The sequence below is a fragment of the Nonomuraea sp. NPDC004354 genome (assembly GCF_053602555.1).
Window position 1 is genome coordinate 199340 of record NZ_JBSGDV010000018.1, and the last position, 20380, is coordinate 219719.

20 protein-coding genes and 1 pseudogene are annotated in these 20380 nt (G+C 70.2%); 15 read left to right on the top strand and 6 right to left on the bottom strand.

Annotated elements, in window-relative coordinates:
• Window positions 1–24: 24 nt before the first annotated feature.
• Both ACWENQ_RS36505 and ACWENQ_RS36510 read right to left on the bottom strand, forming a co-directional pair.
• A complete protein-coding gene (locus tag ACWENQ_RS36505; protein WP_452418305.1) occupies window positions 25–393 on the bottom strand; it encodes a MerR family transcriptional regulator in 369 nt (122 codons plus the stop codon).
• A gap of 537 nt (window positions 394–930) precedes the next feature.
• Window positions 931–1104 (bottom strand): hypothetical protein, encoded by a 174-nt coding sequence (locus ACWENQ_RS36510; protein WP_452418306.1) that lies wholly within the window; start codon window positions 1102–1104, stop codon window positions 931–933.
• A gap of 609 nt (window positions 1105–1713) precedes the next feature.
• Between ACWENQ_RS36510 and ACWENQ_RS36515 the strand changes: the two genes are divergently transcribed.
• From ACWENQ_RS36515 to ACWENQ_RS36525, 3 genes are read left to right on the top strand one after another with little or no spacing between them, the layout of a single operon-like run.
• Window positions 1714–2325 carry a hypothetical protein gene (locus ACWENQ_RS36515; RefSeq protein WP_452418308.1) on the top strand — a complete coding sequence of 204 codons (612 nt, stop codon included), beginning with the start codon at window positions 1714–1716 and terminating at the stop codon, window positions 2323–2325.
• A 53-nt stretch (window positions 2326–2378) separates the two neighbouring features.
• Window positions 2379–2840, top strand: coding sequence for a GbsR/MarR family transcriptional regulator (locus ACWENQ_RS36520; protein WP_449931629.1), 462 nt, complete (start codon window positions 2379–2381; stop codon window positions 2838–2840).
• On the top strand, window positions 2833–3975 hold the full coding sequence (locus ACWENQ_RS36525; RefSeq protein WP_449931631.1) for an FAD-dependent monooxygenase: 1143 nt from the start codon (window positions 2833–2835) through the stop codon (window positions 3973–3975). Before ACWENQ_RS36520 ends, ACWENQ_RS36525 begins: the two co-directional genes overlap by 8 nt.
• An 872-nt stretch (window positions 3976–4847) precedes the next feature.
• Here ACWENQ_RS36525 and ACWENQ_RS36530 read toward each other — a convergent pair.
• Complete coding sequence (locus ACWENQ_RS36530) at window positions 4848–5117, bottom strand: DUF397 domain-containing protein (protein WP_452418309.1); 270 nt, start codon at window positions 5115–5117, stop codon at window positions 4848–4850.
• A 440-nt stretch (window positions 5118–5557) separates the two neighbouring features.
• Between ACWENQ_RS36530 and ACWENQ_RS36535 the strand changes: the two genes are divergently transcribed.
• Window positions 5558–6877 (top strand): hypothetical protein, encoded by a 1320-nt coding sequence (locus tag ACWENQ_RS36535; protein WP_452418310.1) that lies wholly within the window; start codon window positions 5558–5560, stop codon window positions 6875–6877.
• Window positions 6878–7309: 432 nt separating this feature from the next.
• Here the strand turns inward: ACWENQ_RS36535 and ACWENQ_RS36540 are convergent, their stop codons facing one another.
• Window positions 7310–7729, bottom strand: a complete 420-nt coding sequence (locus ACWENQ_RS36540) for a hypothetical protein (RefSeq protein WP_452418311.1) — start codon at window positions 7727–7729, stop codon at window positions 7310–7312.
• Window positions 7681–8034: a hypothetical protein gene (locus ACWENQ_RS36545; protein WP_452418313.1), complete on the bottom strand. Its 354-nt coding sequence runs from the start codon at window positions 8032–8034 to the stop codon at window positions 7681–7683. The genes ACWENQ_RS36540 and ACWENQ_RS36545 overlap by 49 nt, the downstream gene beginning before the upstream one ends.
• 275 nt (window positions 8035–8309) lie before the next feature.
• Between ACWENQ_RS36545 and ACWENQ_RS36550 the strand changes: the two genes are divergently transcribed.
• Window positions 8310–8852: an MBL fold metallo-hydrolase gene (locus ACWENQ_RS36550; protein ID WP_452418314.1), complete on the top strand. Its 543-nt coding sequence runs from the start codon at window positions 8310–8312 to the stop codon at window positions 8850–8852.
• An 83-nt stretch (window positions 8853–8935) separates the two neighbouring features.
• Here the strand turns inward: ACWENQ_RS36550 and ACWENQ_RS36555 are convergent, their stop codons facing one another.
• Window positions 8936–11755, bottom strand: a complete 2820-nt coding sequence (locus tag ACWENQ_RS36555; RefSeq protein ID WP_452418316.1) for an ATP-binding protein — start codon at window positions 11753–11755, stop codon at window positions 8936–8938.
• 11 nt (window positions 11756–11766) lie between these two features.
• Between ACWENQ_RS36555 and ACWENQ_RS36560 the strand changes: the two genes are divergently transcribed.
• The 10 genes and pseudogenes from ACWENQ_RS36560 to ACWENQ_RS36605 all read left to right on the top strand — a co-directional run.
• Entirely contained in the window at window positions 11767–12852 is a 1086-nt protein-coding gene (locus ACWENQ_RS36560; RefSeq protein ID WP_449931645.1) for an alkene reductase, read from the top strand.
• Window positions 12849–14150, top strand: coding sequence for an MFS transporter (locus ACWENQ_RS36565; protein ID WP_452418318.1), 1302 nt, complete (start codon window positions 12849–12851; stop codon window positions 14148–14150). The genes ACWENQ_RS36560 and ACWENQ_RS36565 overlap by 4 nt, the downstream gene beginning before the upstream one ends.
• A 100-nt stretch (window positions 14151–14250) precedes the next feature.
• Window positions 14251–15822, top strand: a complete 1572-nt coding sequence (locus ACWENQ_RS36570) for an MFS transporter (RefSeq protein ID WP_452418319.1) — start codon at window positions 14251–14253, stop codon at window positions 15820–15822.
• Window positions 15823–16098: 276 nt separating this feature from the next.
• Window positions 16099–16251: a hypothetical protein gene (locus tag ACWENQ_RS36575; RefSeq protein WP_449931651.1), complete on the top strand. Its 153-nt coding sequence runs from the start codon at window positions 16099–16101 to the stop codon at window positions 16249–16251.
• 499 nt (window positions 16252–16750) lie between these two features.
• A pseudogene (locus ACWENQ_RS36580) lies at window positions 16751–17166 on the top strand (YciI family protein).
• A complete protein-coding gene (locus ACWENQ_RS36585; protein ID WP_449931653.1) occupies window positions 17166–18380 on the top strand; it encodes an RNA polymerase sigma factor in 1215 nt (404 codons plus the stop codon). The pseudogene ACWENQ_RS36580 and the gene ACWENQ_RS36585 overlap by 1 nt, the downstream one beginning before the upstream one ends.
• Window positions 18381–18979: 599 nt before the next feature.
• Window positions 18980–19156: a tyrosine-type recombinase/integrase gene (locus tag ACWENQ_RS36590; protein ID WP_449931661.1), complete on the top strand. Its 177-nt coding sequence runs from the start codon at window positions 18980–18982 to the stop codon at window positions 19154–19156.
• Window positions 19153–19293 (top strand): hypothetical protein, encoded by a 141-nt coding sequence (locus ACWENQ_RS36595; protein ID WP_452418321.1) that lies wholly within the window; start codon window positions 19153–19155, stop codon window positions 19291–19293. Before ACWENQ_RS36590 ends, ACWENQ_RS36595 begins: the two co-directional genes overlap by 4 nt.
• Window positions 19294–19328: 35 nt before the next feature.
• Entirely contained in the window at window positions 19329–19493 is a 165-nt protein-coding gene (locus tag ACWENQ_RS36600) for a hypothetical protein (RefSeq protein WP_452418322.1), read from the top strand.
• A partial coding sequence (locus ACWENQ_RS36605) for a hypothetical protein (RefSeq protein ID WP_452418324.1) occupies window positions 19490–20380 on the top strand: 891 nt, incomplete at its 3' end. The genes ACWENQ_RS36600 and ACWENQ_RS36605, both read left to right, overlap by 4 nt.

Here is a 20380-nt window from a genome sequence, read left to right on the forward strand (position 1 = left end):
GTAGATAATCTTAGTGGCCAATTGTCAAATCCCCTGCGGGTGACTCTCCGCGGGGTCCGATGCGACTGCTTCGGCCGCGGCCACCTCCAGGCCGCGTGCCAGATCCTGGAGCCGGCCGATGTGGGCGCGGGCCACCGCCAGCTCGTCCTCCAGTGACAGGATCCGCAAGGTGGAGGCCAGGGAGTGGCCCTGGTCGAACAGCTCTCGGATGCGCATCACGAACACAAGCTGGCGGCGACTGTAGCGGCGGTGCCCGCCAGCCGAGCGGTCCGGCCGTACCGCCCCGGCGGAGTCCAGCCCCCGCAGGAACGCCTGCTGCACGCCGAGCACCTGGGCAGCCTGGCCGGTGGTGTAGGCGGGGTAGTCCAGATCGTCGAGCCGTTCAACCGACATGATCACTTCCTGGTACGGCGGCCACTCGCCGGGTGCGCGAAGAAGGAGCTTGACAGATTCTTGCAGCATTGGCTATAGAAAAAGTGTATCGGTCGATGACCTGGCAGCGCTATCAGAGGTTTCCGGGGAGGGATCGACGTGCAGGACCTGGCCACGCGGCGCGTGGACGGTGAGTTCGCGGAGCTGATCTGCGCCGACGATCAGTGGCTGCGCGAAACGTTCGACGCTTTGATCGCGGCAAGCTATGGGCCGCCACCTGCCGGTCCCTGGCCGCCTGCCCCTCCTCGGACGCCGCCGACCGGGCCGCGGCACCGGCGGCTTCACGTCTGGCGCGACGATCGGATGCCGGAAGGCGTCGAGGTGGCGAAGGCGTCAGGCGTCCGGCTCGGCCGCTCACCGCCCACCTCCACACCCAGCAGGCCGAACACGCAGCCGAACGGATCGCAGACCGGCGCGAGACCATGCGGCTGCGCGGCGTACCGCTACCCAGCCTCCCGCCGGAACTCATCCACCTCGACTACCGCCCCTGACACCCGCCTACAAGGCGCGTTCCTGCCGGCGGCGCCGGATCTCGTCCATGCTGGACGTCGGCAGGCTGCCCGTCTCCGCCGCCTGGTGGATGCTGTCGCGGTCAGGGTCGGGGTCGAGTATCGCGCGGCCCCACCAGGCGTTCAGCACGCTGTCCAGTTCGGGGCCCTGCTCGGCGCTCATCAGTTCGGCGAAGAACTGAGCACGGCGGGCGCCGCTCAGCGCGTCCGAGATCCCGCCGATCGTTCGCGGGACCCTCGGCTGGCCAGCCGTTTCAACAAGTCGGACGCTCCACCGATACCACCTCTCATCGCCTGCTTGCAGGCTATGGCAGCGGCGCAGCCCGCAAGGCCGGAAGCGCGCGACGGCCCACTTCACAGCCAGGAGGGCGGCCCGAAAGTCGGCTCGTCGACAGGCCGTATCGCGGCCGCCTGATGTATCAGCCACACGCCGAAACGATCGCCGCCGCTGTGGAAGTAGACGAGGACCTCCCAGCCTCGCGGGCCGAGCAGTCACCTTCTTGAACCGGGTGACGTGGTCGCCGACCGCGTATTGCAGCATCGGCCGCGGCACGCGATGCCACCGCGAGCACATGCCAGGCGCGAGAATCACCCCGCCATCGTACAAGCGTTCGATATATGCCGGTTTGGGCTCGTGGCCAACACCAGACGTAAGGTGATCAAATTACGGTGGCGACCGATCCACCCGGGCGCCGGCCGGAAGATGGGCGCGACCATGGGACGCTCCCCCAGGCGCGATCCGCCGGACCTGCGCAACCACTGGAGACTCTCCATGCCCGCGGTCCCTACGCCGCATCCCCAGCCGTCGTCGGTCAAGTCGGCCAGAGCCGCACCGCTCGGCCTGCGCGAACCGGCCTCCAGCCATCCCGCTGATTTCGACGTGCCGTCATGGCGGGCGCACTGCCACACCCTGCTCGCCACCTGGCTCGCCGAGGAGTTCACCTGGGCAGGTACCCGGCCGGCCCAGCACATCGCGGCCATCACGGCGCATCTGACCGACGGCCAAGACCTGCTGCTGTGGGGCGAGAAGTCGTCCAGCCCCGGCGCGACCACACCGGCGTCGCTGCCCGCCGAATTGGCCGATGCCCAGCACGACCCCTGGCACCCCGCGTGGTGTGAGCCGGCCGGCGCCCCTTGGGCCCTGGCGGGACGCTGGCTGCATCCAGAGACTGCCTTCGAGATCGACCAGGTCACCTTCTCCGGCAACACCGGGAACCTGCTCATCGGCTGCGTCGACCGCCACGACCCGACGGCACGCAAGCCCTTGGATCCGCACACCTCGCCGTATGTCACGGATCAGGGCGTCATCGCGGTCCCGTTGTTTCCCTTCCGCGCCCTTTCGGGACAGGAGCTGCACAAGCGGCGGCATACCTTCTTATGCTAGCTTCAACTAGCATAAGACAGCGCAAGCTACTTTTAGCTGGAGGAGATGGGAAAGTGGCAGAGCCAGAGCACGACGAGTTGCGTGCATGGGTGGAGGAGGTGGCCACGTTCTTCGCCGAGCAGTACGGCCACCCACCCATCTCAGGCCGGATCCTGGGATGGCTGATGGTGTGCGATCCAGCCGAGCAGTCGGCCACGCAGATCGCCGAGGCGATCGGGGCCAGCCGCGCGTCCCTGACCACGAACATGAACCTGCTCACCGCCTCCGGCCTGGTACGCCGCCGAGCCGGTCAGGGCGAGCGCACGACGTACTTCCGGATTGACGACGACGCCTGGCCGATGGTGATGAAGCAGCGGATCGCCACGCTGGCCGCCTTCGCTGACGTCGCCCACAAAGGCATGGACATGTTCGAACCCGGCAGCGCCAGAGCGGCCCGGCTGCGCGCGGCGCACCAGACTTTCGCGTGGCTGGCCACCGCGTTCACATTCGAGAGGAGCGAGGAGCGAGATGCGTAAGGGTTCGGCGGTTGTGGCCGGGGGCGGCATCGGCGGGATCACCGCCGCCATCGCTTTACGACGGGCCGGGTGGGACGTCGTGGTGCTGGAGCGCGCGCCCGAACTGGGCGAGGTCGGCGCCGGGCTGTCCATCGCCCCGAACGCCCTACGCGCGCTCGACTCGCTCGGCATCGGCGCGCTGATCCGGGCCGCGGCCACGCCGTCGCAGGCGGCCTACAACCTGCTCCTGCCCGACGGAGAGTATCTGCGGCGCTTCGATCCCGAGCTCGACACCGCGCTTTCCTGCTTTCACCGCGCCGATCTGCACCGTCTGCTGGTCGAGCAGGTTCCCGCCGAGATCGTCCGCACGGGCGCCACCGTCACCGGGGTGAGCACAGCGGCGACCAGCGCGACCGTCCGCTACCGCACGGAGCAGGGCGAGCAGGAGATCGAAGCCGACCTCGTGGTGGGGGCGGACGGCATCAACAGCACCGTGCGCAAGACACTCTGGCCGGACGCGCCCGCGCCCCGCTTCCAGTACACGGCCTGGCGCGGCGTCACCCGCCCCGGATCAGTGTGGCCGGAGGTCGGGACCTTCACGTTCGGGCGTGGCTCCTACTTCCTGGCCCATCCCGTCGGGAACGAGCGCGTCTACTGGGCGCTCGGCGTGCACGCCGGCTCTCCCGGCGTGCGCTACACCGACAACCTGGCCGAGGTACGGCGCCGTGTCCAGGGCTGGCACAAGCAGGTCGGAGAATTGCTCGACGCGACACCTGGCGAGGCCGTGCTGCACAACGACATCAACGATCTCGACCGGCTGTCCACGTACGTGCACGGCCGGGTCGTCCTGCTGGGCGACGCCGCGCATGCTGTCACGCCGGACATGGGCCAGGGGGCGTGCCAGGCGATCGAGGATGCGGCCACGCTCGCAGCCACTACGGACGATCTCGCCGCCTACGACCGGGCCAGGCTCGACCGGACGCACATGATCGCTTCGATGGCCCGGAGGAAGGGCAAGATCGCGGTGTCGCGGTCAAAGCTCATCTACCAGATGCAGGTCATGGGCATGCGCAGGGCGCCCGCGTCGGTCGTACGCAAGGAAACCGGCAAGCTGTGGAACTGGACGCCGCCGGCCCCCGCCGAATCCTCGAACTGAACGGGGAACGCGATGAACGACAAGTGGCGCGGGCGCTGGTGACGGCGCTGAGGGATCAGCGGACTCACCGACCAGCGGGCGTACACCGGCGCCGTTCCGGCGCAACTAAACCAGGCCCCGGCAACAACGGCCCCAGGACGCTACAACGCCAGCCGTTCAGGACGAGACCGAGCTCCGTCACCGGCGATCCGTCCGTCGAAAGCCTGTCGTCGCAGGCGTGATCAGCGAAGACCACCACGCCGCTTCACCGCAGCTCAGGAGACGTAACTCAATATTCGAGCGGTACGGGTCCACCCGGCGTCGCCGTCACAAGGCACCCACTACCAGCGCAGATCCAGTCATGATCTCACAGTGTCACTGGAGTGCTGGCCGAGTGTCAGTCTCAGGGGGAGCCCGCCGACCTCCGCTGAGCCGGCAGCCGCTGATAGGCGAACGCGGCGCGGCCGAACAGCAAGCCTCCGTCACGGGCGCTGGCGCCGATGGCGCCGATCAGCCTGGTCAGACGGCCTGCCAGCTCGATGCCGGGCCCCCAGCGATTGACAGGAGCCTTGACCAGCAGCCTTTACACTGCGTGCTTGCCATGCTCCGCAGGGTGCGCGCATCATGTTGGGATAAGCAAAGTGGGATCTTGGTTACAAACGTGGTGGCAAGACGGCGACGGGCCCGATCAGGAGAAAACACCTGGGCCGCTGGAGACGTTCGCGGTGCAGACGCTGTATGACACGTACGGCCGTGAGATCTACGCCCGCGCGGCCGCCGACCCGGCCTTCAGCGCGGCGACCAGTGAGCTGGTGGCATCGATAGCCGTGCCAGAGCCCGCCGGCACTTCCGGTACTGGCAGAAGGTGTTCGCCGCCGAGATGGTCGCCACCGTCAGGACGCATCTGCAGGAGCGGGTCGGGCGGCACTGCGCACGCCCCCGATGAATACTCGCCACTCGCCGGGCGTGAACGCCAGCACTGGCCCGTCCGGGTCGCGGCTGTTGCGCACCAGGATGCGCTCGCCATCGCGGCGAACCTCGACGCATCCGCCGCTTTCGGATGCCGACACCCAGTTCTCGCCAAGCACGTGCGACAGTATGCCCGCCTCGCTCACACAGCGCGGGCCGTTTCCCGTTTCAGGGTGATCTACGATGGCGCTCATCTCCCGCCGCATTTCTGGAGCCGGCATGCCCCACCTGCGTCCCCTGCTGGGCCGGTGCAGGCCGGCGCAGATGCCGGACAGGATCTGAAGGTTGACGCCGCGCGGCCCGGGACGGTCGTCGGTCTGGCCACGGGCTTGATCACCGGTCGTTAGAATCTTGAGGCTCGCGCTGGTTGGTGACGGTTTGCGGGGGTCGGGGCGTCGATCGTTCGGGCGGCTCACCCAAGGTTCACGAGAGCGGTGTCGACGCGGGAGCCTGCCGATGTGTTCACCTCGTCGCATGACGAGTGGAGTGGGCACGCGGTAACACGCGGTTGGCCGCCAGGGCGTAACGCCGGGTGGTTCGAGGGAGCCGTGGCCGAGCAGTTCGGCGACCAGGGCAGGGATTTCCGCTGCGGATGAGTTGGGTGGTGAAAGGTATGGTGCGGAACCCCCCGCCAATGGTGCACGCCGTCGATGAGATCGGAAAAGCGGTGGCAGCCCCGGGTGCGGTCCGCAGGTCTGTCAAGGCTTTGCTGTGTCTGGTCGCCGTAGCGGCGATCGGATGGAGCGGCGCGCTGCTGTGGCAGAACTGGCAGGCCCGACAGCAGATCAACGACTCCTGCGCGGACCTTGTGCCGGCCGGGCTGGTGCTCGCGCTGTCCCCTGCGGGCAGCACCATCTCTCACCGGACGGCCGACGAGGAAACGATCGAGCTCGACGCCGGCCTGCCTGAGCGCTGCGCGATCTTCAGCCCCGAGGCGGGTGCGGAAAACCCCGCGTCCACCAGCCATAGGCTCTTCTTCACGGGAGCGGTGGGAGTTCTGCCTTCGAACGGACAGATGTCCCCCGAGGTCCCGGGTGACAACCTCGTCAACCGCTACGTCCCTACCTACCCCGGCGAACCGCTCGGCGGCGGGATGGCGGGCTTGGTCACGGCCTCGAGCATCACCGTCGACCTCCCCTGCCCGCGGGGCACGTCGAACGGGCAGCCGATCACATCGCTGTGGGCGCGGGCCGCGCTGGAAAATCTCGGCCCGCCGTTCGCCGACAACGGCCAGCTCACCTCGCGCGACCGCGACACGCTCGCCAAGATCGCCGTGATCACCGCCAACAACCTCGCCGAACGCCTGGGCTGCGCCGAACGCCTGCCCGACCCACCCGAGGACATCCCCGCCCTGACGCAAGGCCCCGTTCCGGTCGCCGGCGCGGACGGCACCTGCGCCTGGTACCGCAAGACCGGCTTCGCGCGCCACAAGCAGCTTCCGGACCAGGTCCTCGAAAGCCGCACGGACGACAAACTGTGGGACGAGCGCTGCGGCCTCGTGCTCAGCAGCACCCGCGCGGACGATCTCTGGCGGGCTGACGCCGCGGATCGCGACGACATCCTGCGCCCCGAAAATCCGGGCATGTGGTGGGTCTCCTTTCACACCTACGCCGGCCAGGACGTAGCCAACGTCCGGCTCAAAAGGACTCACTACGACGAGGCTCCGGTCGTCGCGGAACCAGGCAAGGCGGGCCGCAGTGACCAGCCGCTCTGGTGGGCGTCGTCCCGCTGTCACGGCGAACCCCAGATCCACACGATGACCATCGCCTCCGGCTACGACGAACTGGTGACGTCCGCGCTGGAGAAGGTGTTCCGCGCCTACGTCACCCACGTCGTCGCCCGCCGCGGCTGCACGGACACCACGTTCCCCGCCTCCTCGACCTTCCGTCCCGACTACGGCCTGACCCCGCGGGACAGGGGTGCCACCGGAAGGGGCATGGACGGGTCGCGCTGAGCCGCTGACCCGGCCAGGATGGGCTGAACTGACCGAGGCGGCGGTCATCGCGCGCCATCCGACACGACGATCAGCGTCGTCGACGTCGACAGGCGGGTTCCGTTGCGTGAGCTCAGGCGGACCTATCTACTGTCTCGCTCCGGGGTGATCTCGCTTGGCCCGGCAGGCTCGCCGATCTCCCATGGCCGGGGCCACTGACCGGAGGGCGGCGGCGGACCGGCGATGCCGAGATCGCGGCGCGCGCTGGCGTAGAAGGCGTCGCGGGCGCGACTCATGGCGCCTACGGCGCTGACCCAACCATCTGGGTCACTGCGCATGCCCTTGGCGTAGAGCTCAACGTTCCAGACCGCTTCGTGCCAGGTGCGGGCTGCGGCCACGGTTGCCGCATCGCCTACCAGTAGCACCGACTCCCACTCGGCGGCCCGCTTGGTCTCAGCCTCGTGGAGCTGAGCCAGCCCCTCCTCGATGTCTATCGGGGATGCCGGTGCGGGGTAAGCCCCGGGGCAGCGCCGATGCGCTGACCGGGCGTCGCCCGAGCTTCTCCAACTGCAGGCGGCCGCCGACGAACTGCACCGCGGTGTTGGCGCCCAGCCCGTCCAGAACCCGGGTGTAGGCGCCCTCCAGCGCGCCGGCGAGCTCGGCCAGATGCCCTGCCGGTTCGGCCTCCAGCTCTAGCGAGGTGAGGATCTGCGGCATCGCCGCCTGCCACGCCTCGCCGTCCAGCAGCCGGGCCCGCGGATCGCTCCACCGCTCGGAGCCTTCAGCGAACACATCGCGCCGACGCAGTGCCTGGTGCAGGTGCATCAACGCGCACAAGGTGAACGCCGCCTTGTCGATCTGCTCTTCGGGCAAGTCTGGGTTGCGGTAGACCAGCGGCCGCCACGACCCAGTGACAGGGCCTCGTGGGCGGCGATGTCGGTGGGACCGTAGCGGCGTCGGCCTTTGGCCATCACCGCGGCGGTGCGCACCATCGCCAGTACTGGACTGCCGGCCTCGACCATCCGGAACCGGATCGTGGTCAGCAGCGGCTCGATGAACCCCTGCACGGTGCGGTAGCGATTGACCAGCTCGGATCGCCACTCTGCCGCCGCGTCGTCGTCGGTGACCGTCACGAACGCCGCGACTGTCTCCACTGCGGCCGCCAATTTCCCTTCCATACCTCCACCAGCGACACCAGGCGATCGGTGGTGGCCTCCGGCGCGTCCATCAGCACCTCCATCGCCGAGGCCATCGTGCGCGCCGCCGAAGGCAGCTTCGGGAAGGTGCGCAGCTGCTCGGTCTTGCCCGCCCGCTCGGCCCGCGCCAGCAGATTCGCCGAAACGCACCCAGGGGGGCGTGATCGCCGGGCTGTGCACGCACCTGCACCGGGATCACACCGATGCCGCGGCGCTGGCCCAGGCGCTGCGGCCCGACGGCAAGGTCCTGCACCCCGGTGTCCTTCTGGGGAGACGACCACGAGAACCTGTGGACGCTCAAGACCGACCGCGAGCTCGACCAGCAGAATCTGGCCCGGCGACCGATGGGCCTATGGGAGACCACGACGATCGGTCCCTTCACGATCGCGGCGGTACCGGCCGTCGGCACCCTCGGCGATCCGCAGGTGTCCTGGGCCGTCGAGGCGGGCGGCAAGCGCGTCCTGCACCTGGGCGACAGCATGTTCCACGGCTGTTGGTGGCGCGCCGCCCGTCGCTTCGGGCCGTTCGACGCGGTGCTCACCCCCATCAACGGACCCACCGTGTGCTTCCCGCACTGCCAGCCCCCGAGCCCGTATCCGGCCTCGCTCGACACCGACCAGGCGGCCGTGGCGGCGCGCCTGCTGGGAGCCAAGGACGTGGTGCCGATCCACTACGACGGATTCCACATCGACGGCTTCTACCAGACCCGGCCCGACGAACTCAGCCGGTTCCTGGACGCCACCTCGGAGGAGACCTACGAGGTCGCCGCCCTCAAACAGGGCGAGGACCTGTCCATCTGAAGCAACAACACCAGCCAAGATCGCTTCATACACCACGTCCGTGGACGTGACCGCGGCTGCGGCTCCATGCGCGAACGCCGAAGTCAGCTGATGTCGAGGCGGGCCAGCTCGCGGCGTGAGCGAATGCCAAGCTTGCGGAAGGCCCGGTAGAGGTGGTGCTCGATCGTCCGAGGGCTGAGAAAGAGCTGCGCGGCGATGTCCCGGCTGGAAGCCCCTTCCATCGCCAACCGCACCACCTGCAGTTCTTGTGAGGTGAGCCGATCCAGCAGGTTCGCGGCGGCGGGCTCGGCCGGGGCCAGAGTTTCGCCTGTGGCGTGCAGTTCAGCTCGCGCCCGTTCCAGCCAGGGCACCGCGTTCAGCCGCTCGAAGACGGCCAGCGCGGAGCGTAGCCGTGCCCGCGCGTCGCTGCGCCGCTTCGCCCTCCGGAGCCACTCCCCATACAGCAACTCGGTACGCGCCTGCTCGAACGGCCGGTCCGCACGCTTGTGCGCCTCGAGCGCGTGCACGAAATCCGCCTCGCCGCCGCCTACCAGGGCACGGCAGCGGCTGGTCACGGCCTCCGCCCACGGCTGCCCTGCGGCCCGCGCCCACGCTTCCAGCCGGCGCAGTGGCTCCGCGGCCCGCGCCGGCTCGCCCAGCCGAACGGCCGCCTCCACCTGATCGGCGGCCGCGGCGAGCAGTCCCGCCGCGTGCCTCAGCGGCCCGCGCGAGGCGGCCTCCAGCCGGTCCAGCGCGGCGGCGTAGCGGCCCAGTCCCAGATCCAGCAGGCTCAGCGCGGCGGTGCCTGCCATGCCGCCGGTGTCGGGCGCGATGCTCGCCAGCCGTACGCAGCGAGTCTCGTCGCCCTCGATGGCAGGGATCTTTGCCAGCACCGAGTAGAGCTGCGGAACCCGCTGCCCGAGCCCGGTGTCGTGGGCCAGCCGTGCGGCCTCTTCGATGGACGCCTCGGCATCGCGATGCCGTCCGGCCGCCACCTGGACGCCGGCCAGGTCCTGGAGCACTTGGGGCAGCGCACCGACCAGGCCGTGACGACGGCAGTGCGCCACGTCCGCCTCGGCCAGCTCGGCGGCGGCCTCGTCAGCGCCGAGGATCATCGCGCAGAGCGTGGCCCACGAGTTCGTCAGACCTCCGGCCAGACGGATCGTTCCCTCCTGAAACGTCTCCGGCCTTGCCGTCCCGGCCGGAAGGCCCACGCCGGCGGCACGGACGACGAAGTCCGTCAGCAACGGCAGGCCACGCGTGTAGTCCTCCTGCACCAGAGCCGCCATCCCGAGCACCATGGGGTCGGGCCGCCCGATCTCCCGCAACCGCTGGGCGGCGCCCAGGATCGCCTCGCGGTCACCGTGGAACCAGCCGTAGCCGGCGCTGGCGCGCAGCATCGCCGCGGCCGGCTCCGGCGCCGCGTACGCCGACCGCTCGACCAGCTCACGTGCGGCCAGTCGCCGCTCGCCCACCTCGAACTCCACCGCCGCACGCACCGGCGCCAACCCGGCCAGCGACTCGGGGTCATACACCAGCCGCTCGGCCTCCTCGACGAGGTTCACGGCCCGGATCGCGTGGCCGACGGACAGCGCCAGCCACGCTGCCTCCCCGAGCCGTGCCGCCTGCATCCGCGGCTCGGGGCTGAGCCGCGCGGCCTGCTCGTACAGCCCTGATGCGGCGGCGTACGCGGTGCGACCGCGGGCGCGCTCGGCCGCGCGGGCGATCTCGTCGGAAACCTGCTCGTCCGCCGACGTCGTCGCCGCGGCGAGATGCCGGGCCCGGCAGTCCTCGTCGCTCGCCACCGCCGCCAGCGCCCGGTGCACAGCGATACGGCGCGCCAGCGGAGCGCCCTGGTAGGTAGCGGTACCGATCAAGGGATGACGAAACGTCACAACGTTCCCGGTGACGTCGACTAGCCCGGCCTTCTCCGCCTCCTCCAGATCCTCCACCCCGACCCCCAGCGCGACGGCCGCGCCCAGCAGCGTCGGCAGATGCCCACGTCCCTCGGCGGCGACCGTGAGCATCATCAGGCGCGTCTCGTCCGGCAGCATGCCGATCCGTGACCGGAAGGAGGCGAGCACCCGGTCGGGGACCGGCATCGGCCCCGCCACGGAATGGTAGGGACGCTGCGAGGCGGCGAACTCGATGAGCGCCAGCGGGTTACCCGCCGCCTCGGCGACCACCTGCTCGCGCGAGGCAGGCGCGAGCCCGCGGTCCGCCAGCAGTAAGGACGCGTCCTCGGTGGACAGGCGCGACGGCCGCAGCTCCGGAAGGCCGGCCGCGACGAAGCCCTCCTCCCGCGCGGCGAACAGCAGCGCGACCCCTTCGGCGGACAGCCTGCGAGCGGCGAAGAGCAACGCGTCGGCGGTCGCCTGGTCCAGCCAGTGCGCGTCGTCCACCAGTAACAGCAGCGGCCCTTCGTCGGCGACGTCGGCCAGGAGGGTCAGTACGGCCAGCCCCGACAGGAACCTGTCCTGCGCACCCGGCCCTCGCGCCTGCCCAGGCGCGAGCACGGCCCGCAACATGTCGGCCTGCGGCCCGGGCAGAGCGCCGAGCCTGTCCTGCACCGGCCAGAGAAGCTGCACGAGTCCGGCGAAGGCGAGGTCGGCCTCGGCCTCGATGCCGGTCACCGACAGCGTGCGCAGCCCCAACCCTGTCGCGTACTCGGCAGCCCAGGCAAGCAGCGCCGACTTGCCGATCCCGGGCTCCCCCCGGACGACCAGGCCGCCGCTCCGGCCGTCTCGCGCCGCATCGACGAGGGCCCGAATCTCGGCTCGTTCGCCTTCCCTGCCGTACAGCAACCAAGCTCCCCGCCCCGTCGATACGCATACCGGACACCGTACGTAATACCGAAACATTACCGATTCGGCCCGTATTCGCCGCTTCCTAGCCTCGGACCAGCGGAAATGACCACACGACATGCGAGGAAGCCTTGAGCGAACTCCTGAAGCCGGTGACCGTGGGCCACCTGGATCTGCCCAACCGCCTCATCATGGCTCCGATGACCCGAAGCCGTGCTCGCGGCGGTCTGGTGGACAAGCTGACGGCGGAGTATTACGGCCAGCGTGCCGGCGCGGGACTGATCATCACAGAGGGCACCCACCCCTGCGTGCTGGGGCAGGGCTACATCGACGCCCCCGGGCTGCACTCGCCGGAGCAGACGGCGGCCTGGCGAACGGTCACCGACGAAGTACACCGTCGCGGTGGCCGTATCTTCGTCCAGCTCATGCACGCGGGCCGGATCGGCCACCCCTGCCTCTACCCCCACGGCGAGCTGCCGCTGGCGCCGTCACCCATCCCCTCCGGGGAATGCCTCTACACGCCGCAGGGTTTGCTGGAGCATCCCACTCCGCGCCACATGACCATGGACGACATCGCCTGCGCCATCGAGGAATTCGTGACCGCGGCCCGATACGCGATGGACGCGGGGTTCGACGGGGTGGAGCTGCACGGCGCCAGCGGCCATCTCATTCACCAGTTCCTGTCGGACAACACCAACCGGCGCGCCGACGCATACGGCGGGTCGGTGCAGCGACGCATCCGGTTCGCCGTGGAGGTGGTGCAGGCGGTCAGCGACGCCATCGGCCCGGCTCGCACCGGGATCCGTGTCTCACCGGGGATCACGTACAACGGCATGAAGGAGAGCGACTCCGAGATCCTCTACCGCGAGCTGGCGCGGGCGCTGGCGCCGTACGGCCTGGCGTACCTGCACGTCTCGGAGAACGACACGCGCGGCATCACGCAGCTGCTGCGCGCCGAATGGCCTGGCAGCCTCGTGCTCAACCCGCACCCGAGGAGCGGAGCGGAGCCCGCGACCGTGCAGGAGGGGGTGGAGGCGCTACGTGCGGGGCTCGCCGACGCGATCTCGTTCGGGCAACTCTGGCTGGCCAATCCCGATCTGGCCGCCCGCGTCGAGGCAGGTGGACCGTACGGCACAGCGGACCCCGCCACCTTCTACGGCGGCGACCACCGCGGCTACACCGACTACCCGACGCTGGCAAGGGCGGACGCCCGATGAGCGGCGACTCCCTCACCGCCGATCACCGCACCGGCCGTCCGGGCGCGCCGGACGGCGGACCGCCTGCCGTACCGGCCGACCGATCCCGCGACCTGCCGGTGAGCGCGGCCACGCACGATGGGCGCGCCACCACGGGCGGCGGCGTCCCGGCAGTATTGCTGGCGCTGATCGCGGGCCCGATGTCATTCGGCATCGCCGGGCCGACACTGGTCCTGCCCCACGCCGCTCGCGGGCTCGCCCTCACCATCGGGGCGGTGACCTGGATGGTCACCGCGTTCGGGTGGGCCATCGCGGTCGGCACCCCGCTGCTGGCAGGCCTGCAGAACCGTCGCGGTGCACGCGTGGCGCTGCTGACCGCCGCGGCGCTGGTGCTCCTGGGTGCGGTCATGGTGATGACCACCTCTGACTTGCCGTTCCTCGTGGCCGGCAGCGCGCTCCAGGGACTCGGCACCGCAGGGCTCACCACGATCGCGATGAGCCTCACCGGCTCGCCCCGCGCGATGGGTCTGGTCACGGCCTCGCTGGCGACGATCGGGGCCGCCGCCCCGCTGATCGGTGACGTCGTGTCCGATCATCTGGGCTGGCGGGCCGCGCTGGCCCTGCCCGTGCTCAGCGTGGCCGGGGTGCCCTTCGTGCTGCGCAGCCGACCGGTCACGCCGGTGTCCGGCAGGCGTCTCGATCCGACCGGCATGATGCTGCTGACTGCTCTGGTCACGGCGCTGGTGTTCATCCCGCACTCCTGGCAGGCGGGCGTGGGCGCGGCGGTGATCGCCGGGACGCTGCTGGCACTGCGCCTGCGCACTAGACCCGACGGTTTCGTCCCCTTGGGTGTCGTCCGAGCTCCGGCCTTCCTGATCGCGGCGGGATCGGCGTTCGTGCTGGCGGTGGTCAACTTCGGGTTGATATACGCGCTGCCGCCGTTGCTGACAGGGAACGCCGGCTGGAGCAGCGGGCAGGTCGGGCTGGCCATCACCTTGCCGCTGCTGTTCGGCGGGCTCGCCTCGTACCTGGTGATCGCGATGATCGAGCGGAGGCCCCTCCTCTTCCCGGTCGTGCTCTTCCTGGTGCTGGCGGGAACCGCGGCAGTGCCGGCCGCCCTGAGCGTCACCCCGATGGCGCTGCTGTCCGCCCAGGCGCTCGCCTCGCTGGCCGCCGCCTCAGGTCAGGGAGTGTTCGCGAACCGCGCTCGCGCGGCCGTTCCCGAAGCGCAGCAGCCGGCGGCCATCGGCCTGTTCAACCTCGCCTACCTGCTCGGCGCCGCCTTCGGGCCCGCCATCACCACCCTGATGGTGGGCTGAGCCCACGGCCACCCCCACCCGCACCACCCCGGCTCCGGCCGCGGTCGCGCGCGACGCCACGTACGTCCAGAGCCGTCCCACCGATCTACGAAGGAAACACATGTCTGCCAACGCCGCGAAGGCCGGGGCCAGGGAGTGGGCGGGGCTCGCCGTGCTGGCCCTGCCCACCCTGCTGATCTCCCTCGACCAGAGCGTTCTTTTCCTCGCCCTGCCGCACCTCGTGGAGGCGCTGAGTCCCACCGGAACCCAGACGTTGTGGATCATGGACATCTACGGCTTCCTGATCGCCGGCTTCCTGGTCACCATGGGCACGCTGGGCGACCGGATCGGCCGCCGCAAGCTGTTGATGATCGGCGCCGTCGCCGTCGGCCTCACCTCGCTGCTGGCCGCGTACTCGTCCAGCGCGGAGATGCTCATCGCCACCCGCGCCATGCTCGGGATCGCGGCCGCCACGCTGATGCCGTCCACCCTCGCCCTGATCGGCAACATGTTCCACCACCCGCACCAGCGCGGCCGTGCCATCGCCGTGTGGGCCAGCTGCTTCATGGCGGGCACCGCGCTCGGCCCGGTGGTCGGCGGCACCCTGCTCGAGTTCTTCTGGTGGGGCTCGGTGTTCCTGCTGGGCGTGCCCGTCATGCTGATGCTGCTGGTCGCCGCGCCGATCCTGCTGCCCGAGTACAAGGACCCCGACGGCGGCAAGCTCGACCTTTTCAGCGTCGTCCTGTCGCTGGCGGCCATCCTGCCGATCGTCTACGGGCTCAAGGAGCTCGCCCGCCATGGCTGGGAACCGTTGCCCCTCGCCGCCGTCGTCGTGGGCACGGCCGTCGGCGCGCTGTTCGTCTCGCGGCAGCGCAAACTCACCCACCCGCTGCTCGACCTCGGGCTCTTTCGCACCGGCGCCTTCACCGCGGCATTGGTGATCCTGCTGGTCTCCATGATCGCCACCGGCGGCAGCTACCTCTTCATCACCGGGTTCTTCCAGATGGTGGAGGGACTGTCGCCGATGGCGGCGGGGCTGTGGATGGTGCCGTCCGCGGTCGCGTCGATCGTCGCCGCGCAGCTCGCCCCAGCCCTGGCCAAGCGCTTCCCGCTCTCCGCTGTCATCGGGCTGGGCCTGCTCGTCAGCATGGCCGGCTATCTGCTGATCGTCTTCGTCGACCCGGTGGGCGGCATGCCGCTGCTCGTCGCCGGTTTCGTGGCCGCCTTCCTCGGCGGCGGCCCCATCGGCGCGCTGGGCACCAACCTCGTCGTCGGCTCCGCCCCGCCGCAGAAGGCCGGCTCCGCGGCCGCGCTCTCCTCCATCAGCGGTGACCTCGGCGCCTCGCTCGGCATCGCCGTCCTCGGCAGCCTGGGCACCGCCGTCTACCGCGGCGTGGTCACCGTCCCGGATGGCCTGCCCGCCGACGTTTCGCAGGCTGTCGGCGGCGGTCTCGAGAACGCGATCGTGGCGGTTCAGCACCTGCCCGTCGAGGCCGCCGCCAAGGTGCTGGCCGCGGCGCGGGACGCCTACACCAGTGGACTGAACGCCATCGGTGTGGTCTGCGCCGTGATCGCCGCCGTCACCGCGGCCATCGCGCTTGCCGCACTCCGCAGGCCCGGCGCGAGTGAGCCAGCCGGACCCTCCGGGCGGGAGCGGACGGCGGAGGTCGAGGAAGGCCTCTCCTCGGCCTGACGAACTCTTCCCCACCGGATCCCTCACCGTGGCCCGATGATGTCTTCGCGCGACAGCTCCGACAGCATCCGCACGACGCGCAGGAAGGCGTCACGATCCGCATTCCTGGGATATGGCCAAGACCCTGGGCGGCGGCCAGGGGGGCGACCGCCTTACGGCCAGCCTTCAACAGCGCCTGCCGGAGCGCCTGCTCGTCGGCGCGGCACCCGGATCCCGCACTCCAGCGCTCTCCAGGCGCAGCTGGAGCTTCCCCTTGGCGCCCAAGGGGCTGTCCCCGTGCCCGCCGGCGAGCTTTACACCGGCTCCTACCACCGCGCGGCCCGCCGCGCCGCCGACGCACTCACCCACGACGGCGGCCGCGTGCTGAACCTCTCCGCCCTGCACGGCCTGGTCGAGCTCGACCAGATGCTCGCCTGGTTTTGTTCGTGAGTTCTGGCGCCAGATGTCGCTGAGTTCGGGCGCCAGCGAGATCTCGCCGCTCTCGATGTTCGTGAGTTTCGGCGCCACGCCGGTTGCGACGGCCGCGCCCGGCGTCGAACGGATCTCCGCTCACGCATAGTGACGAACCGTGGGAGGCCAGCCACTCGTTGTCTGCGGCATGAGAGTGCGCCGCAGGCGAAACGCCGCTAAAGATTCCCGTCGCCCTCTCTTCAGCCCGGCAGCGGAAAGAAGTCACTGAGCGCGTCCCGAATGCTTTCCCCAGATCTGTGTGAGCGTCGCCGCCTTCCAAAGATGCGACGATAAGCTTGCTGATCAGCAGGGAGTCCGCGTCAGCCATCGCTCATGGGCCGCGCTGACAGGCGAAACGCGGAAGGATCGGCTGCGTCGCGGCGAGAGATTTCTCCGGGGCCGTGTCGATCCGCGGGCCGCTCGTTCGACGTGTGGGTGCGAGGGCCGAGAGGCGGCCCCGCCGGACGAGGAGAATGCGATGCCGAAGTACCTGCTGATCATGCGGGGCACCGACGAGTCGAACGCGGCCATGATGGCCAACATCGACGAGATGATGGCCACGACCCGCCAGTTCATCGAGGAGATGGTCAAGGCCGGCGTTCTCCTCGCGGCGGAAGGGCTGGACGATCCGGGTCAGGGCGTCGTGGTCGACTTCAGCGGCGAGGCCCCGGTGGTCACGGACGGGCCGTACGGCGAGACCAAGGAACTGTTCGGGGGCTTCTTCCTGCTCGACGTCGCCTCGAAACAGGAGGCGGTCGAGTGGGCCAAGCGGGTCCCGGCGGCCCCCGGGTCCAAGATCGAGGTCCGGCGGGTGCCCGGGAGCGACGAGGTCCCGCAGGTCGACGAGTGATCATCAAGGACTGGGCCGGGCGCGAGAGCAACGGCCAGATCTGATGGGTACGGCCGATGTCGAGGCCGTCTGGCGGATCGAGTCGGCGCGGATCGTCGCCGCGCTGACCCGGTTCACCGGCGATTTCGGGCTGGCCGAGGACGCGGCCCAGGAGGCGGTGGCCGAGGCGCTGGTGTCGTGGCCGCTCGCCTCTCCGGCGAATCCGGCCGGCTGGCTGATGGCCACGGCCCGGCGGCGGGCGATCGACGCGATCCGCCGCCGGACCGCCCTCCAGGACCGATACGCCCTGCTGGCAGCCGACTTGGCAGTTGACGAAGAAATCGATCCCGACAGGATCGATGACGACGTGCTGGCGCTGATGTTCGTCAGCTGCCACCCGGTGCTCTCCCCCGAGGCCCGGGTGGCGCTGACCCTGCGCGTGGTCGGCGGCCTGTCCAGCGAGGAGATCGCCCGCGCGTTCCTCGTACCCGTGCCGACCGTGCAGGCCCGCATCACCCGGGGCAAGAAGACGATCGCAGCGGCCGGGGTGCCGTTCGAGCTGCCGCCGGCCGCCGAGCGCCGGGAGCGGCTGGGCGGCGTGCTCAGCGTCCTCTACGTGATCTTCACCGAGGGGTCGACGGCCACGTCGGGCGACCGGCTGCTGCGCCCCGACGTCGCGTACGAGGCGATCCGGCTGGCCCGCACGCTGGCCGCGCTGCAGCCGGACGAGCCGGAGGTGCACGGCCTGCTGGCGTTGTGCGAGCTGACGGCCGCGCGTTTCCCGGCCCGGACCGGCCCGGACGGTTCGCCGGTCCTGCTCGACGAGCAGGACCGGCGGCGGTGGGACTTCTCGGCGATCCGCCGTGGGCTGGCCGCGCTGGCCAAGGCATCGACTCGCGGCCTCGGCCCCTACGGCCTGCAGGCCGCGATCGCCGCCACCCACGCGTCGGCGCCCTCGGTCGAGGCGACCGACTGGGACCGGATCGTGGTGCTCTACGAGGCACTCGGCCGGGTCGCACCCTCGCCGGTGGTCGAGCTCAACCGGGCCGTCGCCGTCGCCATGGCCTCGGGCCCGGCGCAAGCCCTGGCCATCGTGGACGAGCTGATCGCCTCGGACCGGCTCCCCGGTTCACATCTGATCCCGACCGTACGCGGGGAGCTGCTGGCCCGACTCGGACGGCGACCAGAAGCGCGCGCCGAGCTGGAGCTGGCGGCCCGGCTGTGCGCCAACCAGCGCGAACGCTCAGTGCTGCTGCGCAAGGCGGCCACGCTGAGCTGACTTCTCCAGCTCGGCCAGCCGGGACTCAGGCGCGGCCCAGATACCGTCGATCGCATCGGCCCCGACGGCCGAATCCCCGAATGCGGACGGCGGGAGCGCGGCGAACCCGGGGAGAAACTCGCCCACGGTCGGCGCGTAGACCTCGTCCGGGACCGGCCGTGGCCCAGGTGCTTTGTCAGGCCAGGATGGCAGCAACGTAAACGCGCCGCGCGGAGAAGGCCGAACGCGAAGCCCGCCGCCGCGCCACGTACGTCACCGCCGACACCATCTGCGTCGACCAGCGCGGCCGCGCCTCGGCGCGCTTCACCTTCCCCCGCGCCACGGGCAAGGCCGAGGCCCGCGCCGCCGCCACCCGCCGGTTCGCTGCCGCCTACGACGTGCAGACCGTCCAGCTCGACGCGTTCACCCTCCAGGCGCACGGCACCCCCGAGCAGGTGGCCCGCTTCGTCTCCGCGCTGCCCGGCTGGTCGAGCTAACCGAAGGATTCACTTCGATCGTGGTCCGCCACTACGGCCGCTGGGAGCGCCACTCCTCTTCCCAGCGGCACCTGGACGGCGTGGACGCGACCGGGCGCCGCGCCCTGGCCCGCCAGTACCCACCTGATCGAGGACGGCTGGGATCCGCGCTTCGTCCAAGAGCAGGTCGGACACGAGCATGCAAGCACGACCTCGATCTACACCTGCGTCAGCTCCGACTTCCGCACCCGCACCTTGCGTCGGCACCTGGACGCCACCATCGCGGCCGCGCTCAAGACTCAGCCGGGGAGAGAATCATGAAACGCAAAGTCGGCTACACCTGGAGGCTGCGCGAGATCATGGCCGATCAGCGCATCTACACGGCCACCGAGCTCGTGCCGCTGCTGCGCGAGCGCGGCATCGACCTGTCGGCATCCCAAATACACCGCCTAGTCTAGTCTCCGGCGCTCCCGAGCGGCTGTCGCTGCAGGTGATGTCCGCGCTCTGCGACATCCTCTCCTGCACCCCGGCCGACCTGGTCGCCACCACCGCCGAGAACGCCGGCGTCCGCAAGACCGCCACCAGCGACCTGCCCACCCCGCCCGCCGGAGTCGAGAAGCTCCGGCCACGGCGGGCGCGCATCCTCCCCGACGCATGACCCGCACCTACGCAAACGAGAAGCAGCACGAGCGGTGGCACGCCGAGTGCTGCCGCTGCGGTCGCTGCGGACCCAAATCCGGACGTTGGCCGGACGGCTACATCTGCCGGACCTGCGCCGATCGCGCGCTCCGAACCCGGGGCACCTGTCTCGAATGCGGCCAGGCCCGCGCGCTTCCTGGACGTCGAAGCTGCGACGGCGCCGCAATCTGCACCACCTGCGCGGGCTTCTCCCAGACATTCAACTGCTCCCGCTGCGGCTGCGAAGGCAAGCTCCTGGGTGGGCGGCTCTGCGAACGCTGCACCCTCAGCGACCGGCTCACCGCCGTCCTGGACGATGGCACCGGCCGCATCCGCCCGGAGCTTACGCCGCTGTTCGACCTGCTCGTGGCGATGGAACGGCCCGGCAGCGGGCTGGCCTGGCTGGCGATGCGCCGCAACCATCCGGGAAACGCGTCGGCTCTTGTGAACCAGCTCGCTCGCGGTCAGATCACGCTCACCCACGACGCCTTCCACGAACTCCAGCCCTGGCGGACCATCGCTCACCTGGAAGAACTCCTGATGGCCAGCGGTGTCCTACCCGCCGTCGACAAATACATCTGCTCCTTCCAACGCCGGCTCCCCGGCCACCTGGCCAGCGTCACCAACCCCTTGCACATCAAGACGATCCAACTGTTCGCAACCTGGCGCGTCCTTCCCGCTCTTCGAGACCGCGCCGAGCGGAGCAACATCACGCCGAGTGTCCGCCGCGACGCTGCCGATCAGATCGAATACGCGACATCGTTCCTCACCTGGCTCGACAAGCGCGACCGCACGCTCGCCTCTTGCCGCCAGAGCGACATTGACGCCTGGCATGCCCAGAACACCGAACATACCCGCAAACGGCTA

Excerpts from the sequence above, each read along its gene's own strand:
- ACWENQ_RS36505 (WP_452418305.1), bottom strand. The coding sequence starts at position 393 with ATGTCGGTTGAACGGCTCGACGATCTGGACTACCCCGCCTACACCACC.
- ACWENQ_RS36510 (WP_452418306.1), bottom strand. The coding sequence starts at position 1,104 with ATGAGCGCCGAGCAGGGCCCCGAACTGGACAGCGTGCTGAACGCCTGG.
- ACWENQ_RS36515 (WP_452418308.1), top strand. The coding sequence starts at position 1,714 with ATGCCCGCGGTCCCTACGCCGCATCCCCAGCCGTCGTCGGTCAAGTCG.
- ACWENQ_RS36525 (WP_449931631.1), top strand. The coding sequence starts at position 2,833 with ATGCGTAAGGGTTCGGCGGTTGTGGCCGGGGGCGGCATCGGCGGGATC.
- ACWENQ_RS36530 (WP_452418309.1), bottom strand. The coding sequence starts at position 5,117 with ATGAGCGCCATCGTAGATCACCCTGAAACGGGAAACGGCCCGCGCTGT.
- ACWENQ_RS36535 (WP_452418310.1), top strand. The coding sequence starts at position 5,558 with ATGGTGCACGCCGTCGATGAGATCGGAAAAGCGGTGGCAGCCCCGGGT.
- ACWENQ_RS36545 (WP_452418313.1), bottom strand. The coding sequence starts at position 8,034 with ATGGAAGGGAAATTGGCGGCCGCAGTGGAGACAGTCGCGGCGTTCGTG.
- ACWENQ_RS36555 (WP_452418316.1), bottom strand. The coding sequence starts at position 11,755 with ATGTCGTGTGGTCATTTCCGCTGGTCCGAGGCTAGGAAGCGGCGAATA.
- ACWENQ_RS36565 (WP_452418318.1), top strand. The coding sequence starts at position 12,849 with ATGAGCGGCGACTCCCTCACCGCCGATCACCGCACCGGCCGTCCGGGC.
- ACWENQ_RS36570 (WP_452418319.1), top strand. The coding sequence starts at position 14,251 with ATGTCTGCCAACGCCGCGAAGGCCGGGGCCAGGGAGTGGGCGGGGCTC.
- ACWENQ_RS36585 (WP_449931653.1), top strand. The coding sequence starts at position 17,166 with ATGGGTACGGCCGATGTCGAGGCCGTCTGGCGGATCGAGTCGGCGCGG.
- ACWENQ_RS36595 (WP_452418321.1), top strand. The coding sequence starts at position 19,153 with ATGAAACGCAAAGTCGGCTACACCTGGAGGCTGCGCGAGATCATGGCC.
- ACWENQ_RS36600 (WP_452418322.1), top strand. The coding sequence starts at position 19,329 with ATGTCCGCGCTCTGCGACATCCTCTCCTGCACCCCGGCCGACCTGGTC.